General features: G+C 38.7%; 13 protein-coding genes and 1 pseudogene. 13 read left to right on the top strand and 1 reads right to left on the bottom strand.

Features of this window, described 5'->3' with window-relative positions:
* A pseudogene (locus tag R8923_RS12690) lies at positions 1-596 on the bottom strand (hypothetical protein); the annotation flags it as partial.
* Between R8923_RS12690 and R8923_RS12685 the strand changes: the two are divergent.
* The 13 genes from R8923_RS12685 (at position 595) to R8923_RS12625 (ending at position 14,767) form a co-directional block, all read left to right on the top strand.
* Entirely contained in the window at positions 595-912 is a 318-nt protein-coding gene (locus R8923_RS12685) for a hypothetical protein (protein WP_485873127.1), read from the top strand. The pseudogene R8923_RS12690 and the gene R8923_RS12685 sit on opposite strands and share 2 nt — an antisense overlap.
* Positions 913-1,109: 197 nt before the next feature.
* Complete coding sequence (locus R8923_RS12680) at positions 1,110-1,490, top strand: BlaI/MecI/CopY family transcriptional regulator (RefSeq protein WP_485873126.1); 381 nt, start codon at positions 1,110-1,112, stop codon at positions 1,488-1,490.
* On the top strand, positions 1,487-3,409 hold the full coding sequence (locus R8923_RS12675; protein ID WP_485873125.1) for a M56 family metallopeptidase: 1,923 nt from the start codon (positions 1,487-1,489) through the stop codon (positions 3,407-3,409). Before R8923_RS12680 ends, R8923_RS12675 begins: the two co-directional genes overlap by 4 nt.
* Before the next feature lie 113 nt (positions 3,410-3,522).
* The gene (locus tag R8923_RS12670) at positions 3,523-4,188 is read left to right on the top strand and encodes a DUF1266 domain-containing protein (RefSeq protein WP_485873124.1); all 666 of its coding nucleotides are present in this window, start codon (positions 3,523-3,525) and stop codon (positions 4,186-4,188) included.
* A gap of 17 nt (positions 4,189-4,205) precedes the next feature.
* Complete coding sequence (locus tag R8923_RS12665) at positions 4,206-4,688, top strand: DUF1307 domain-containing protein (protein ID WP_485873123.1); 483 nt, start codon at positions 4,206-4,208, stop codon at positions 4,686-4,688.
* A gap of 189 nt (positions 4,689-4,877) precedes the next feature.
* Positions 4,878-5,477, top strand: coding sequence for a class I SAM-dependent methyltransferase (locus tag R8923_RS12660; protein ID WP_485873122.1), 600 nt, complete (start codon positions 4,878-4,880; stop codon positions 5,475-5,477).
* Between the two features lie 355 nt (positions 5,478-5,832).
* Positions 5,833-6,762, top strand: coding sequence for an ABC transporter permease (locus R8923_RS12655; protein WP_485873121.1), 930 nt, complete (start codon positions 5,833-5,835; stop codon positions 6,760-6,762).
* A gap of 13 nt (positions 6,763-6,775) precedes the next feature.
* On the top strand, positions 6,776-7,699 hold the full coding sequence (locus tag R8923_RS12650) for a carbohydrate ABC transporter permease (protein WP_485873120.1): 924 nt from the start codon (positions 6,776-6,778) through the stop codon (positions 7,697-7,699).
* 61 nt (positions 7,700-7,760) lie between these two features.
* Positions 7,761-8,372: a YesL family protein gene (locus R8923_RS12645; RefSeq protein ID WP_485873119.1), complete on the top strand. Its 612-nt coding sequence runs from the start codon at positions 7,761-7,763 to the stop codon at positions 8,370-8,372.
* Positions 8,373-8,389: 17 nt separating this feature from the next.
* Positions 8,390-10,102 carry a sensor histidine kinase gene (locus tag R8923_RS12640; protein WP_485873118.1) on the top strand — a complete coding sequence of 571 codons (1,713 nt, stop codon included), beginning with the start codon at positions 8,390-8,392 and terminating at the stop codon, positions 10,100-10,102.
* Positions 10,102-11,586 carry a response regulator gene (locus R8923_RS12635; protein ID WP_485873117.1) on the top strand — a complete coding sequence of 495 codons (1,485 nt, stop codon included), beginning with the start codon at positions 10,102-10,104 and terminating at the stop codon, positions 11,584-11,586. Before R8923_RS12640 ends, R8923_RS12635 begins: the two co-directional genes overlap by 1 nt.
* 11 nt (positions 11,587-11,597) lie before the next feature.
* Positions 11,598-13,208, top strand: a complete 1,611-nt coding sequence (locus tag R8923_RS12630) for a beta-N-acetylglucosaminidase domain-containing protein (protein WP_485873116.1) — start codon at positions 11,598-11,600, stop codon at positions 13,206-13,208.
* 107 nt (positions 13,209-13,315) lie between these two features.
* Complete coding sequence (locus R8923_RS12625) at positions 13,316-14,767, top strand: ABC transporter substrate-binding protein (RefSeq protein ID WP_485873115.1); 1,452 nt, start codon at positions 13,316-13,318, stop codon at positions 14,765-14,767.
* Positions 14,768-14,877 lie beyond the last annotated feature (110 nt).

Genomic DNA, 14,877 nt, shown 5'->3' with positions numbered 1-14,877 from the left:
GAATCCGAGTCCATGGCAAGCGACTCTGCATCAGCATCAGATTCCGAATCGACAAGCGTAAGTGAATCCGTGAGTGAATCTGACTCCGCATCGGATTCCACAAGTGTAAGTGAATCAGAGTCTATGGCAAGTGAATCTGCATCCGACTCAGAATCGACAAGTATAAGTGATTCTGCATCAGTGAGCGACTCTGAATCCGATTCAGCATCAACAAGTGCAAGTGAATCCGAGTCTATGGCAAGCGACTCCGCATCAGCATCAGATTCCGAATCGACAAGCGTAAGTGAATCCGTGAGTGACTCTGACTCCGCATCGGATTCCACAAGTGCAAGTGATTCTGAATCATTAGCAAGCGACTCTGACTCAGCATCCACAAGTGCGAGCGAATCTGAGTCTATGGCAAGCGAATCTGCATCTGCATCCGACTCAGAATCGACAAGTGTAAGTGACTCCGACTCTGCAAGCGACTCTGTATCGACGTCCGATTCCACAAGTGAATCCGAATCCATGGCAAGTGAATCATTATCTGAGCCTGCAAGTGATTCTGATTCTGCAAGCTCAAGTGATTCAATGAGTGCAAGTGAATCTGAATCCATGGCAAGTGAATCATATTCAGCATCCACATCAACAAGTGCGAGCGAATCGACATCAACAGGAAGTGAATCAACTTCAACATCTGGTGCAGAAACAGATTCCACATCAGATACGTCGACTGGTTCAGGGGTAGCACCAGTTGGAGAAAGTGAGAAAGCTGCTAAATCAGTAAATAACGTAATCCCTAAAGGAAAACTCGTTAAGACTGGTGATACAGATTCCTCTTCTCTACAAGGACTAGGATTTGGACTTCTTGGGGGATTAGCAGGAATTTATGCACTAGCAGCAAGAAGAAAAAGAAAAGAGCAAGGCGAATAATATAGCTCTAAATCTTGAATAAAATATAAGAAACATCTGGCAAGTGTAAGCGAAATGACACTGCCAGATGTTTTTTCTTAATGTGATTTTGGTGACAGCCTCTTTTTCAGCGTATGCGTAAAATAAGTTTTTTTTATTGTATTTTGTAAGTGAGCCATGCTACTATTGAGGGTAGAAAGTTTTTTGGAGGGCTATGTATGCATAAAAGTGTGTCTAAATCTGAGCTAGAAGTCATGAAAATAGTTTGGAGTTATGGTCGAGCAGTTCAGTATACTGATGTTGCCGAAAAACTAGGAGAACAGGGCTTTGAGTGGAAGAAAAATACCGTTTTGACCTTTCTAGCAAGATTAGTGGATAAAAAAATAATTGGTGTGAAAAAAATCGGTAGAAAAAATGAATATTATGCGCTTATGAGTGAAGAAGAATATCTAGAGAATCAAACAGAAGCGTTTATAGATGATGTTTATGAAGGTGATGTAAAAGGTTTAATTACGAATCTTGTTCAAAAAGATTTAATTTCGCCAGATGAAATCGATAGCTTACAACAGTTTTGGAAAGGGAAAAAATTAGACGAATGAGCGAATTATTTAAATTAATTTTATCCATGTCAATCACATCAATCGTTTTAATACCTCTTGTTTGGCTTTTTAAAAAAGTATTCGGCCGATTTTTAACTAAAAAGAAGGGCTATTATGTTTGGCTCGTTGTGTTTTTCTTTTTGGTAGTGCCGTTTGCTTTTTTCTTTGTGCAAAAAAGTAATGCCTTCTTGTGGGCAACGCCTGGTGAGTTTGATGGATTGACGTCTATGGTAATTGGGGGAGACGGCATTACGGTGGAGCGTGATACAAAAACAATGGTCATCCGCTTTATTTTGAATTATTTATGGGTGGCGTGGCTTGCCGTTACGATTGTCTTTTTAGTTTACCGAATTGCCTCTTACCGGAATTTTAAAAAATTTGTAATGTCAGGTGCCAATCTTCTTGATGATCCAGAGAAAATAGATATTCTTTCGGAAGCGATGGAGGAAATTCGAATTACGAAGCCCATTGAAGTGATGGTGAATCCAATTGTTTCATCGCCTATTTTTTTTGGGCTTCATAAGAGAATAATTGTGTTACCTGGAACCTCGTTTTCTAACAAAGAATTGCGTCATATATTTTTACATGAATTGATCCATTGCAAGCGTCGAGATATGATTTTTGTGTGGGTTACGCAAGTTTTTACTTGTTTGTACTGGTTTAATCCCCTGATGTACTTTATGAATAGGCAGATTGAGCGGGATAGGGAACTTGCCTGTGATGAAGGCGTTCTGGCTTGTTTGCCTCATGACGAATATTTAGCCTACGGGGATACATTGTTACATTCGGTTGTGAAATCGGGAAGTTATAAGGAATCTTATGCGTCGGTTTCCTTACATGAAAATGCGAGAACACTGAAAGAGCGCCTTATTTCAATTGCAGCTTACAAAAAAAGTAGCGCAGGCTGGCTTGTATTTATTTGCCTATTTGTCACGCTCTTTGTTGTGGGTTTATTGGTTAATGTTTATCAGGCGAAGGTTTTTGCTTATGAGAAAAATAAAGGTGTTACCATCACGCGCGAAGATAACGCGACACGCGACACATTTTCTGCAATTAATTTGCAAGATGTTCAGCAGAATATCACAATTAAAAGTGGAGATGCGGAATCTTTTAGTTCGGGAAGTGATGAGAATCTGGTTGTGGAAAATGGCACGCTAACTTATAAAAAGCCAAATTCTGAAACTTACGCGAATATTGAAATTACTTTAAAAAAAGATAAGGTTTATAAAAAAATTGATATTAAAACCTCTGGGAGTAACGTGATAATTTCAGATGTACGAGCAAAATCAATTAATATTGATGGGATTCAGGCATTTTGCGAGTTGCAAGACGTAAAAACGGATACGCTTTTGGTGAAACCGAATTTTGCAAATGTGAGAATGACGGGGAGTGAAATAAATAAAACGATGCGCCTTCAAGGTCAGAGCTCCCTTATTCAAGTGGAAAAGTCGAGTGTTACGAATCTCGAAATGACTTCTTTTATGGCTAGTAAGTTAAATGAAGTGGACGTTGCGGAGAAGTTTGTCATAAATAACGGAGGCTCGTTAGATGCGCAAAATGTAACAGCTAGTGAACTCCAATTGACTACTTTGGCCGGCGGAGATATGAAGTTTAAAAAGACAAGTATTGCGAAATCTACCCAAATAACGAATAAAGAAAGTGCGCGCTTAGATTTTAATGGCGTATTAAAAGGGGATACTTTCATTTCAGTAGCGAGTCCTTTCGATACGAAAATTACAATTCAGGGGGCCATGAAGGATTATGCAATTAAAGCGCAGGCGAGTCAGGCGGATACATTTATTTTGAATGGCAGTCTGGAGAGTTATCCTTTTGAGAGCAATTTAGTAGCACAAAACAAGATGAGCATTACTAATGATTCGGTTATTAACAACCAATTTAAGTTATTTTTCATAAAATAAATTTTCCGCCTAGCCAATTGGTTAGGTGGATTTTTTTCTTTTTTACTATTGACATATAAAACTACAAGTTGTAGAATTAAATGTGTTCAAAAACTCGAAGAAGGGTGTGCAAAATGGGATTATTTAGTAGAAAAGAAGTAGCTGTTCCAAAAGAATATGTAGATTTTAACAAATTTTCAGCGGACAAAGAAAAATTATTATGCATAGGAGGAGCGACTACAGAGTGTAAGCATAAAGTGGAAACGAAACTGAGTGGCTCTAATAAAGATTTGAAATTGTATTATCCAAAAAATCGTGCAGCCAAAATTATCAAATACTGGTTACCAATGTTTAATATTTATGATAGTCATTCAGCGATGAGCCTTATTTCTAGCTGGATTGAAAATAATAACTATGTCAATACGGTTTCAGATAGGACGACGATGGCTGTTAAAAAAGATATCACTAAGGCGGCGCAAAAATTTAATTTTGACGCGAACGCGCTACTTCAATCAGCGGATAAAGTAAAAACTTACGGAGCGTTTGATTTAGATCGCCTAGGCTATATTGTACGTGTTTGTTTTTCGGTAGGTTTTCTAAGTGAAGAACAGGCGTGGAATTGTTTGGAGCAGCTCTTAGAAGATGCCGCAACTCATTTTGAAAGCTGGGACGATTATATTGTTAGTTTTTTAAACGGCCAGGAAGAACTTGATACAAGTTGGTATAGCGATACAATTGTGTCATATGTTGAATTGAAGCAAAATCAAGCGAGTTTATTAAATCGTTACCCACTAACATGAAAAAAGGGAGACTAAGCATGAAGAAAATATTAAGCTTTTTAACAATAGTATTAGTAGTCTTTGCATTATCAGCTTGTAGTAGCGGAGATAAAAAGGCAAACTTAGAGAAAGACACTTATGTGGCAGAAGTCAGTGGAGCAAACTTAGAAGCAACGTTTACGCATGACGGAGACAAGTTGAAGAAAGTGGACCAAACAATGGAGTATCCGCTTAGCTATTTTGGTCTTGCTGAAGGTGAGAAGTTAGACGATGCGATGAAAAAAGAGTATGAAGATAAAGTAAAAGAACAGTATAAAGAATATGAAGACGGAAAAGGGACTTCTTTAAAAGCTACATTTACTGATGACGCACTTAAACTTGAAATGTCAATCGACTTAGATAAAGTGGACGCAGAAAAAGTGAGCTCACTGCTCGGAGGAACAACTGATCCGAAAAATGTAAGCTATAAAGATACGGTCGAACAATTTGAAGCGCAAGGCTTTAAGAAAAAAGAAGCATAAACATGGCTCGTTTTATTTGAATAGATAAGTTTAAAGTCCGAAAGCTATATTTTTTCGGGCTTTTCTTTACTCTGTTTCAGACCGTATAAAGAAGGGACGAAAAGCAGGAGGAAGTTTTCCCAGACGGACCATTCCAGAATTTCTCCCCTTATGTTATATTTAATGGTGAGAGAAATGGGGGAAGGAAATTTGACGAAACAATATTTTTCTAATGACGATAATTTAAAACATGAGCGAAAATATTTGAATTTTATCCTTCGGGAAAATGAATTTAAATTAATTAGCGATGCAGGTGTTTTTTCAAAAAATGCGGTCGACTTTGGTTCGCGTGTTTTAATAGAAGCGTTCAAGTTCAACAAAGCAGGCGGACGCATTTTAGACGTCGGTTGTGGCTACGGTCCAATTGGTCTAGCTATAGCAAAAAGCTACCCAGAAGCCACTGTCGATATGGTAGATGTCAATTTGCGCGCACTTGAACTCGCAAAGGAAAACGCGATTTTAAATGATATTCAAAATGTGCATATTTTTGAAAGCTCGGTATATGAACATATTTCAAAAACAGACTATCAGGCGATTGTAAGTAACCCGCCAATTCGTGCCGGGAAAAAAGTTGTCCATGCCATTTTAGAAGAGTCCTATAACCATTTACTTCGCGGCGGTGAATTATGGATTGTGATTCAGAAAAAACAAGGTGGCCCTTCTGCGGCGAAAAAAATGGAAGAAGTGTTTGGTAATGTTGAAACCGTCGTAAAAGATAAAGGATACTTCATTTTTAAAAGTGTTAAATAGATTCCAGTCATTAATAGACAGGAATCTCAGACTACTGACAAACGGCAATCTTCGTCGTTAAACCCTCCGTTCCGAGGTTCACGTACTTAAGTACGCTCCACTTCGGTACTCGGTTTTGCCTAGAATCTCACCATTTGTCAGCAGTCTGATTTTGCGTGGACCGTTTTGTTTTGCGTAAACTTTAAGTTTTTCTACAAGCTGAGAGATTCCAGTCATTAATGACAGGAATCTTTTTTTATGTAAATTATATAGTTCGTCCTTTTTTATCTATGTTTTGTATCTTTTGAGATTTTTTTTCTTTCGCTAAAATAAAAGTACATGAGAAACTGTTTTTTCAGAAGAAAGGGAGAGAGGCATGAAAAAATTGGGACGCGAATTTATGAAAAATAAAGCTTTTCTGGCAATGTGCTTGCCTGGATTTGCTTGGCTAATTGTGTTCTTTTATATTCCAGTTTTCGGAAACGTTGTCGCATTTAAAGACTTCCAATATGCAGCTGGCGGCTTTATTGACAGCTTGAAAGCGAGTCCGTGGGTCGGGTTTGATAACTTTAAATTTCTATTTAGTTCAGACAACGCCTATTTAATTACACGGAACACCGTGTTATACAATTTGGCGTTTATCGTGCTAGGGCTTATTGTGGCCGTTATGATTGCAATTATTATGAGTGAACTACGTTCGAAAAGACTTGTTAAGGTTTATCAAACGTCGATGTTGTTACCTTACTTTTTATCATGGGTCGTTATTAGCTATTTTGTTTACGCTTTCTTAAGCCCAGATAAAGGGCTTTTAAACAGCATTATCGTTGCAAACGGTGGCGAAGCGATTAGCTGGTATACAGAACCGAAATACTGGCCATATATATTAGTGTTTATGGGCATCTGGAAAGGTGTCGGCTATAACAGTATTATTTATTTCGCAACGATTATGGGAATTGACCCGACCTATTATGAAGCTGCACAAATGGACGGTGCGAGTAAGTGGCAGCAAGTGAAAAACGTTACCTTGCCGCAACTAGTTCCGTTAATCACAATCCTATCCATTTTAGCAGTCGGGAATATATTCCGTGCAGACTTCGGTTTGTTCTACCAAGTGCCACGAAATTCAGGTGCGCTTTATGAAGTAACTTCTGTACTTGATACATACATTTATAATGGTTTGACAAGTACTGGTGACATTGGGATGGCAGCTGCGGCAGGGCTTTACCAATCATTAGTTGGATTTATTCTCGTAGTTGGAACGAATCTGATTGTCCGCAAATATGATCCGGAATCCGCACTTTTCTAGGAGGGAGTAAAAAATGGCAAAGAAAAAAATCAAAATTTCAGAAGTAAGACACCGCACTTTTGGGAAAAAAACGAATTTACTCTTCTCTATTTTAATTGGCTTATTCGCCTTTACGTGTGTATTTCCGCTAATTTTTGTTATTATCATTTCTTTGACGGGCGAAAATGCCCTTGTAACAGAAGGATATCAACTTATCCCTTCCGAGTGGAGCTTTGATGGTTACCGCTATTTGTATGAAATGAAAGATCAAATTTTACAATCACTTTTTGTAACCGTATTTGTAACCGTTTTTGGAACAATTATCAATGTTAGCTTTACATCTACGTATGCCTATGCTATTTCAAGACCAAATTTTAAATGGCGCCGCTTTTTAACCATTTTCGCGCTCATTACAATGTTGTTTAGCCCAGGGATGGTACCAAACTATATTATTATGACCAATATGCTTCAATTAAAAGATACCGTTTGGGCGCTAATTTTACCGATGGCATTAAGTCCGTTTAATATTATTGTGATGCGGACGTTCTTTAATCGTTCTGTATCAAATTCGATTATTGAATCCGCGCGAATTGACGGGGCAAGTGAAATTCGGATTTTCGTAAAAATCGTCTTACCGCTTGCAGTTCCAGGAATTGCGACAATTAGTTTATTTGCCGCTTTAGGTTATTGGAATGACTGGTTCAATGCCTTGCTATACATTCAAAGCGACAATTTAGTCCCATTACAATATTTACTCATGAAGATTCAATCAAATATCGATTATATGGCTCAAAATGCTGGAATGAGTGGCAATATGGCAGGTGGCCTTGCAACCATTCCGCGAGAAGCGACCCGAATGGCAATGGTTGTTATTTCGACATTACCAATTGCTCTAAGCTACCCGTTCTTCCAAAAGTATTTTGTAAGAGGCATGACAATCGGTGGCGTAAAAGAATAAGGCCTTGTAGGGAGCAGTTTACTCTGCTTCCTTTCTGGCGTTTTTAAAAGGAGAGGAAATCATGATTGGACGCGCAATAGAACAAATCTTTATACGGTGCTATACCATCATCAAATTAAACCTTATTTTTGTCGGCTTAATGTTTTGTGGAGGTATTCTCTTAGGAATCGGCCCAGCGTGGTCAACCATCACACAACTAGCCTTTTCAGAAGAATTTTCCTACAAAGAAATAACTTGGAAAAGAGCTTTTGCACAGTTTAAAGCAAGTTTTAAACGTGGGAACGCATTGTTTTACCTATTTGCAGGGGCATTTGCACTCCTTGCCTACAATTTATATCTAGTCGTCCAAATGAAGGGGCTCGTTTTCTTTGTCATTACTCTCGTCCTCGCGTTTTGCTTGTGCGTACTTTTTCTAGGCTACTTCTTCGTACTAATCACAGATGCGCGTTATGAGACTAACGTGAAAAATATTTTAAATCTCTCTGTCATGGCATTTTTTAGCAATTTTTTTACCCTCATTAAAATGGCTTTGGGCTTTTTTGTAGTCGGTTTCTTAACTTTTAAATACCCAGCACTCCTATTATTCGGTGTGGAAGCTATTACAATCTTTTTTGCCCTATTTATTACCCGCGGAGTTTATGAGATGATAAACAAGAAGTTTGAACTGGAATAAGAGGATGTGGGAATTTTGTGAAAAAGAAAAATGTTTTCATGTATTTGTTAAAGTGGTACGCCGTCGTCTTAATTGTTGGCATCACAATTTTTGCAGCGTTTGTTAGTTACTTTATTTTTGAGCGCGATGAAAAAATTGCACAAACGGCAACGAATCAATCTGCTGGGCACGTGGCAGACATCATCTCTGGGAAAAATTCTAAATTAGACTTGATTACACGTGATTTACTCAGTAATCAAGCGAAAGTAGACAGCTTGCACCATTTCTTTGATATGAACAGCGAAGAATATTTGAATTACAGTATTCATAATGAAACGAGCACGGAATATAATTATTTACCACTAAGACTCCGCGAAATATATTATGATGACGAAAGTGTTCAGTCCATTGCTATATCACTTGAGGACGAAAAAAAAGTACTGTATTCAGATTTGGCGAATAAAAACGGCTATTTAGTCGATGCTGTTCCAAAAGAAGAAGATGGTGTTCGTTTGCAAAAAAATTTACTGAATCCAGCGACACTTGAAAAAATGGGAGATCTTTATTTAACGCTACGACCGGATGAATTTAAAGAAACACTATCGACATACGGAGAAGACTTGCCTGTTTCGCTCTACATTTTAACCGAACAAGGAAACCTCGTGTTTGATTACCAAATGGATAAAAACGACAAGAGTAAAGAAGTTTTAGAGGCAGAGCTACCAAATGGCATTAATAAAACTTTGACCGAACTAAACAAAAACTACACTGTGAAACATGTGACACTAGCAAATGGGTATCAAGTTGTGACGCTAATTTCCAATCAAAATGTGTGGCATTCCATGAAAAGCTCGCTTATATTTTTATGGATAGGCGTATTTTTACTTAATTTATTACTCATTACAGCACTCTACAAAATTTTTTCGAAATACAATCAACAAGTAAAAGGGATTCTATATTCGATTCAGGATGTTTCAAATGGGGAAATGGCAGCGCGAATTGATGAGAGTAGCAAAGAAGGGGAACTATACGCGATTTCACATGGTATAAACGCCATGCTAGACAGCATTAACCAGTACATCACAGATATTTATGAACTGGAAATTGCGCAAAAGGATGCCAACATGCGAGCGCTTCAGTCACAAATTAATCCTCACTTCTTATATAATACGCTCGAGTATATTCGCATGTATGCTGTAAGCCTCGAAGCAGACGAACTCGCAGAAGTCGTATATGCGTTTGCTGCGCTACTTAGAAATAATATTTCGCAAGAGAAAACAACAACAGTCGCCGCCGAATTTGACTTTTGTGAGAAATATTTTTATTTGTATCAGATGCGCTATCCAGACCGCCTGGCCTATTCTTTCTCAGTTGCAAATGAAGTGCGAGATATGCGGATTCCAAAATTTATTATTCAGCCATTACTTGAAAATTATTTCGTCCACGGTGTAGATTATACGCGGATAGATAACGCTGGTAGCATTAAAGCCTTTTTAGAAAATGAAACGGTCGTCATTATTGTGAAGGATAACGGGAAAGGAATGCCTCTTAGCAAACTTAATGAACTGGAAGAAGATTTACTTAAAGATAATTCTCTTGAAGAAGGAAAATCAATTGGCATTAAAAACGTAAACGAAAGAATGCGTGGTTTTTTCGGAAGTCTCTATCAAATGCGGATTATGCAAAATGAAACGGGTGGCGTAACGATTGAAATTCGCTTTCCTTTTAAAAAGAAGAGGAGTGAATCCTAATGTATCGAGTTCTTTTAGTGGATGACGAGTATATGATTGTGAATGGCTTAAAGAAGCTGATTTCATGGCAGGAATATGGATATGAGGTTGTTGGAACGGCAGCAAATGGAGAAGAGGCACTCGCATATGTTCGTAAAAATCCAATTGATTTGGTCGTTGTCGATGTCAACATGCCAGTTCTCTCGGGAATTGAATTTGTCGCGAAAGCGCGCGAGGAAGGAATTCCTTTTCGTTTCATCATGCTCTCAGGTTATCAGGAGTTCCAATATGTGAAGGACACGCTAAAGCTTGGAACGGAAAATTATTTGTTAAAGCCTGTGAATAAAGCGGAGATGGTCGAAACGCTCCAAATGGTTACAAAAGCGCTAAAACAAGATGAGCAGGACGAACGCGATCAAGGTTACTTGGCGGAATATTTCATTCTAAGCTGGATTCACGGCGATATCATTTACAGTGATTTAAGTACCTATTTGCTAGAAAATAATATTGATGTGTTAACGGAAAACTACACGGTTATTTTTATAAAACGCGGACCGGATGAAATGCAAATTCAAGACTATTTGATTCAAGAAAATCAACCGCTCATTCATTATGCGCTGGAAATTGATATGTGGTTGCTTGTTTATTTAGGGGATAAAATGCCGCTTAAGATTTTTACGAAGAAAATGAAAGCGGCGCTTAGTTTAAGTGATGCGGATTTGGTTGTTGGGGAAACGGTTGTGGATATGAAAGAAGTGCCATCAAGTTATGACAGCGCGCTAAGTTCAAGCAGGCTACATGAATTTTATGATTTTAACGGCTTGAAAAGTAGTGAAGTTGGCGATGTGGACGCTCGGGGGGCGCTACCGAGCATTTCCTTCGTTGAATTTAATAAAGCGCTATCGCTACGTGATTTTGAAACGATTCAAGGTGAAATTGAAATTATTTTTGCTAAATTACGTGCGGCAGCTGCAAAACCAGACTACACGCGGCACATTATTTTTCTGATTTTCATTGACTTATATCGCCAATTCGAAGGCTTGAGCGAAGAATTTTATCAAAATCAGGCGGAAAAGATTACGTCTGGTCTTAATTTTGAAGAACTTGAACCTGTTATTTGGGACACGATAGAAGAAATTAGAAGCAGTAAGGGTCGGAGAATTTACTCGCAGCACGTGCAAGACGTCATTGAAATCGTACAAGAAGAATATCATCTTGCACTGTCGCTGAAGGAAATCGCTGGCAGAATCCATATGAACACCATGTATCTTGGTCAGCTTTTTAAAAAAGAAACAAACAAAAGTTTTTCCCAGTATCTACACCAATATCGCATTAAAAGGGCACAAAGTTTCTTGGTAGATACGGGTATGACCATTAGCGAGATTGCGGAAAAAACAGGCTATACGAGCGCAGGTTACTTTTATAAAAGCTTTAAGAAAATTTGCGGCATCTCGCCAAAGGAGTTTCGTGAGGAATATCAAGCGAACTTCAATCCAATCGAATAGGAGGAACAGGCGTGAAATACAAAGAAAAATACGTAACGGGCGAATATCTTTCGTTTAAAAAAGGGGCGTTTAAATTACGCTTGGAAAGCCGCTTCATTCGTTTTGGCAAGCCAGAAGATGTCCCGTATGGACGCTCGAATCCAAAACAACTCTTTGAAATTTTACCGGGCGACACGGAAGAAAAGTGCGATGTAAGACTACGTCACGTTTTTGACCGCGGAATTCCAGGCGATGGCTTTAAACTTAAAGTTGAGCGTGAGCTTGTGACGATTCACGCTTCTTGTCGGCGCGGCATAAGATACGGCATGGAAGCGTTTATGGAGCATATCATTGTGCGTGCAGATACTGTTTTTGTGCCGCTTTTAGAAATAAGTCATGTGGCATCTTTACCGATGCGCGGCATTGTGGAGGGCTTTTACGGCAAGCCATGGCAGCACGAGGACAGGCTTAGAGCTCTTCGTTTTATTCGTGACCATAAGCTGAACACTTATATGTACGCGCCAAAACATGATACGCTTGGTCGCATGAATTGGCGTGAGTTTTACCCAAAAGAGGAACTTGCTCTTTTTGAGGAATATGTGCACTTTGCGGCAGATTGGGATATTGATTTTTACTATATGATTAGTCCGGGGAATGATATTGACTATACGTCTATGGCGGATTTAAAGGCACTTTTTTCGAAATTAAAGCAGCTAATTGATGTTGGTGTGACGCGTTTTGGTTTACTGCTCGATGATATTGATTATATTTTGAAAGGTGAAACGAAAAAACGTTTTCTGACGCCGGGTGTGGCGCATGCCTATTTGGTGCGCGAGGTGGATGCATTTTTATGTGAGACGCTCGTTCATTATGAGCTAGTTGTTTGTCCGACAGAGTATGACAACGGCTTTGATTCGCCGTATTTAGCTGAACTCGCTAGGCATACGCCGCCTGAAATCCCGTTCTTCTGGACGGGACCTGAAACGCTCGCGCATGCAATTACAACAGCAGATACGCTACGAATGAGGGACACATACGGTCACCCCATTATTGTTTGGGATAATACACCAGTCAATGACTTTCTGGACGATAAGAAGCAATTTTTTCTTTCTCCTTATGAAAATCGGACGCCGTATTTGGCGGAAAGCGGCACAATTGGGCTTGTCGCCAATCCAATGCCCGCACTAGAGCTCTCCAAAATTACGCTTCACCATATGAGCCAATTTGCTTGGTATAGTGGAAGTGAAAATTTTGAGGAAGTACTGACCGAATTTGCCGGCGATTTTCTGCCAAGTTTTCGTGTTTTTGCCGAGCATAATCAAAATACTCGCGTTCATTTTGGCTTGTCGCTCCGCCATCAAATTTTACTGCGCGAAAATGATGTGCAAGGGATTCATGCTGAAGTAGAAAAACTCGTTTTGGCGCTGCGTGAGCTAGGAGAGCTACCCAATTCGCGCTTTCAAACTGAAATCGCACCGTGCTTAAACCGGGCGGAGTGTGAACTCGTTTTAGCCAAAGCGCTCGTGAAAAAAGATTTAGTGGAAGCAGAGAAAACGGCGGATCAGCTTGAGAAAATGGATTATGTGACAAGTTCCAATTTACCGTACCGCTTATATAAAAACTATAGTTTATCGCTTTTTTAATATGATTTATACCTTTTTGGAAGTATGGACAAATAGTATAATTTTTCCTAGAAAGCGTTTTCTTTGCTTAGGTAAAACTATATTTTAAAAGAGGAGTGGAAGGAAAAATGAAAAAGTGGATAAAAGTATTAACAGCAGGGATTCTTGCAACAGTCCTTCTTGTTTCACTATCGGCTTGTGGTTCATCTGATTCTGCAAAAGGCAGTGATAAAGATACCATTGTGATGTATCAAATTGGTGATAAACCTGAGGGCTTCGATAAGTTGTTAGAAAAAGCAAATGAAACTATTGAAAAAGAGACGGGCGCTAAACTGGATATGCGTTTCATCTCTTGGGGCGATTATGACAAGAAAATGTCCGTTATGGTATCCTCAGGCGAAAACTATGATATCGCCTTCGCAAATAACTATGTCATCAATGCCCAAAAAGGAGCCTACGCTGATTTAACGGATCTTTTACCAAAATATGCAAAAGAAGCGTATGATCAATTAGACCCAGCTTATATAAAAGGGAATTCGATTAATGGAAAATTGTACGCGATGCCGGTAAACGGCAATGTGTTCGCGCAACAAGTCCTCACATTCAACAAGCAATATTTAGATAAATATAATTTAGATGTCTCAAATGTGAATACGTATGCGGATTTGGAACCACTTTTAGCAACAGTGAAGAAAAATGAAAAAAGTGTTATGCCACTAGCAGCTGGTCAAGGCTTTAAAGTTGAAGCAGATTTAGAATACCCAATTGAAAATGGCATGCCGTTTGCAGTTGACTTAAAAGGTGACACAACGAAAATTGTGAATCAATTTGATACAACAGAACTACGCGAGAATTTACGCACAATGCATGGCTTCTACAAAAAAGGTTATGTTGCACAAGATGCAGCAACAAATACTACTGAGTATCCTTTAGACGGAGCAACTTGGTTTGTTCGTCAAGAAACACAAGGTCCATATGATTATGGTGATATGTTACTTACGCAAGTTGCGGGTCAAGAACTTGTATCTCGTCCAATCACAGATCCTTCTAAAACAAATGCACAATCCCAAATGGCAAACTTTGTCGTTTCAAGTAACTCAAAAAACAAAGAAAAAGCAGTTGAAGTCCTAGGTGTGATCAACTCAAATCCAGACGTGCTAAACACACTTGTATACGGTGAAGAAGGCAAAAACTGGGAAAAAACAGATAATGATCATGCAAAATTATTAGATGGTTATAAAGCGAATAATCATTTATCTGCTTGGAATACAGGGAATAACAAAGTTCTTTACCCAACTGCAAACATTACAGACGATATGATTAAAACGCGTGATGAGTCTATTGCAAACGCAACGGAGTCACCACTTCTAGGCTTTAATGTTAAAACAGATTCTATTAAAACCGAGCTTTCAAACATTGCAAACGTGATGAATCAGTACATCGACGGCCTAAACACGGGTACTTTGGATCCTGATAAAGCGATCCCAGAAATGAACAAAAAACTTGAAAAAGCGGGCTATGAAAAAGTTAGAAAAGAACTACAAAAACAATACGATGCTTTTTTGAAAGAAAATAAATAAGCCAAAAAACACCTTCTTCGCGGAAGGTGTTTTTTGAACGGGGTCCTCTATATTTTAGTTTTGAAAATACAATGAAAAAGTAGTGATTTCTTGTATGGCGCAAGTAAAGT

The organism is Listeria tempestatis (genome assembly GCF_963575625.1).
Classification (GTDB): domain Bacteria; phylum Bacillota; class Bacilli; order Lactobacillales; family Listeriaceae; genus Listeria; species Listeria tempestatis.
The sequence above is the reverse complement of the archived record's forward strand: the minus strand, read 5'-3'. Positions and strand labels throughout refer to the sequence as shown.

Excerpts from the sequence above, each read along its gene's own strand:
- R8923_RS12685 (WP_485873127.1), top strand. The coding sequence starts at position 595 with ATGGCAAGTGAATCATATTCAGCATCCACATCAACAAGTGCGAGCGAA.
- R8923_RS12680 (WP_485873126.1), top strand. The coding sequence starts at position 1,110 with ATGCATAAAAGTGTGTCTAAATCTGAGCTAGAAGTCATGAAAATAGTT.
- R8923_RS12675 (WP_485873125.1), top strand. The coding sequence starts at position 1,487 with ATGAGCGAATTATTTAAATTAATTTTATCCATGTCAATCACATCAATC.
- R8923_RS12670 (WP_485873124.1), top strand. The coding sequence starts at position 3,523 with ATGGGATTATTTAGTAGAAAAGAAGTAGCTGTTCCAAAAGAATATGTA.
- R8923_RS12665 (WP_485873123.1), top strand. The coding sequence starts at position 4,206 with ATGAAGAAAATATTAAGCTTTTTAACAATAGTATTAGTAGTCTTTGCA.
- R8923_RS12655 (WP_485873121.1), top strand. The coding sequence starts at position 5,833 with ATGAAAAAATTGGGACGCGAATTTATGAAAAATAAAGCTTTTCTGGCA.
- R8923_RS12650 (WP_485873120.1), top strand. The coding sequence starts at position 6,776 with ATGGCAAAGAAAAAAATCAAAATTTCAGAAGTAAGACACCGCACTTTT.
- R8923_RS12645 (WP_485873119.1), top strand. The coding sequence starts at position 7,761 with ATGATTGGACGCGCAATAGAACAAATCTTTATACGGTGCTATACCATC.
- R8923_RS12635 (WP_485873117.1), top strand. The coding sequence starts at position 10,102 with ATGTATCGAGTTCTTTTAGTGGATGACGAGTATATGATTGTGAATGGC.
- R8923_RS12625 (WP_485873115.1), top strand. The coding sequence starts at position 13,316 with ATGAAAAAGTGGATAAAAGTATTAACAGCAGGGATTCTTGCAACAGTC.